The organism is Nocardia sp. NPDC060220 (assembly GCF_042727815.1).
Classification (GTDB): Bacteria; Actinomycetota; Actinomycetes; order Mycobacteriales; family Mycobacteriaceae; genus Nocardia.
Genome location: NZ_JBHWZY010001206.1, coordinates 1 through 1,603, shown reverse-complemented (window position 1 = coordinate 1,603; position 1,603 = coordinate 1). Strand labels below are relative to the sequence as shown.

Annotated in this window: 2 protein-coding genes and 1 tRNA gene; 1 reads left to right on the top strand and 2 read right to left on the bottom strand. The window is 67.7% G+C overall.

Features of this window, described 5'->3' with window-relative positions:
• Positions 1-25: 25 nt before the first annotated feature.
• Together ACFWF3_RS35320 and orn are read right to left on the bottom strand one after the other, a co-directional pair.
• Positions 26-98: transfer RNA gene (locus ACFWF3_RS35320), tRNA-His, on the bottom strand.
• Between the two features lie 55 nt (positions 99-153).
• Complete coding sequence (gene orn, locus ACFWF3_RS35315) at positions 154-792, bottom strand: oligoribonuclease (RefSeq protein WP_101464057.1); 639 nt, start codon at positions 790-792, stop codon at positions 154-156.
• 197 nt (positions 793-989) lie between these two features.
• On the opposite strand from orn, the gene ACFWF3_RS35310 reads away from it, so the two are divergent.
• A partial coding sequence (locus ACFWF3_RS35310; RefSeq protein WP_379318468.1) for a helicase HerA-like domain-containing protein occupies positions 990-1,603 on the top strand: 614 nt, incomplete at its 3' end.

Genomic DNA, 1,603 nt, shown 5'->3' with positions numbered 1-1,603 from the left:
CTTGTGGACCGGGCCTTCTCTTCGGGGTGACCGACGGGACTCGAACCCGCGACATCCAGGATCACAACCTGGTGCTCTACCAACTGAACTACGGTCACCATCACCGGTGAATCACCGGCGCCGTCGATACTAGCGTGACTTTGGTGCCAGGCCCTAATCCGCTGGTAGAGGGCTTGAACCGGTGACGTCCACGGCCTCGGTGGCGGCCTGTGCGGCGGCGGCGATCTCCGTGGTGGTCGGCCCGGGCAGCGGGACGAACGCGGTGCGGCGGTAGTACTCGAGTTCGCGGATGGATTCCTTGATGTCGGCCAGCGCGCGGTGGGCCAGGCCCTTCTCCGGCTGACCGAAGTAGATGCGCGGGTACCAGCGTCGGCACAGTTCCTTGATCGAGCTAACGTCGACCATCCGGTAGTGCAGGTGCGCGTCCAGCTCCGGCATGTCGCGGGCGATGAAACCGCGATCGGTGCCGATGGAGTTACCGCACAGCGGCACCGTGCGCGCGGTGGGCGCGTACTCGCGGATGTAGTCGAGTACCTGCTGCTGGGCCTGTTCGAGAGTGACGGTGGAACGCCGAACCTCTTCGGTCAGACCGGATTTCGCGTGCATGGTGGCGACGACCGGTGGCATGCAGGCCAGGGCGGCGTCGTCGGCGTGGATGACGATGTCGACACCGTCACCGAGAATGTTGAGGTCGCTGTCGGTTACGAGCGCGGCGATCTCGATCAGCTTGTCGCTGTCGAGACGGAGCCCCGTCATTTCGCAATCCATCCAGACCAGGAGTTTGTCTGACACGGGAGCCACCCTAATGGTGGGCCCGGGAACCTGGTCGGCAGGTGTGTCGCGTGGGCGAGGCGGACCGGGTTTGCCGTCGACATCCCCGGATGTTTGCCGACCGGGTGACGTGCCCGGATACAGTTTGCCTGGAATTGACCGCAGACGTTTCGAGCATTTCTTGCGTACGTGCCAGTGAGCAGACGGAGGACGCGCGAATGACCACCCCACAGGAGAAGGCGGCAGCGGCACGCAAGGCGGCCGAAGACGCGGCCAGGGTCGCCGCCGAGGCCATGGCGGCCGCGGAGGCCGCCGAGCAGGAAGCCGCGGCGGCGAGCGCGGCACCGGCCACGGACAGTCGACCGGCGGCCGAGGGCAGCGAATCCGATTCTGCGAGTGAGGAATCCGCCTCGAAGCCGGCGGCATCCGGCGCGGCAGCGCAGATCGCCGAGGGCTACGCCTTCAGCGGACCCGCACTGGAACTCGGCACGGTGATGGTCGACGGCGTGGCCGATCCTGATGCGCGCGTGCGTATTCCGCTGCGGATGATGAACCGGCACGGTCTCGTCGCCGGTGCGACCGGCACCGGCAAGACCAAGACCCTGCAGGGCATCGCCGAACATCTGTCCCGCGCGGGCACCGTCGGATCCCCGTCCCGCGCGGGGGCGGGCGCTCCGGGTGGCCTCGCCCGTGGAGGCGGCGGTCAGTCCACGCCTTGGCCGCGTCACCCTCCACGACGAGTGCGCATCCCGCCGCCGACAGCAGTGATCGCGCCCCGGCTACTTCCCCGCGCAGGTCGATATTGCGGTAGCCGCGCACCAGGGTGCGCATC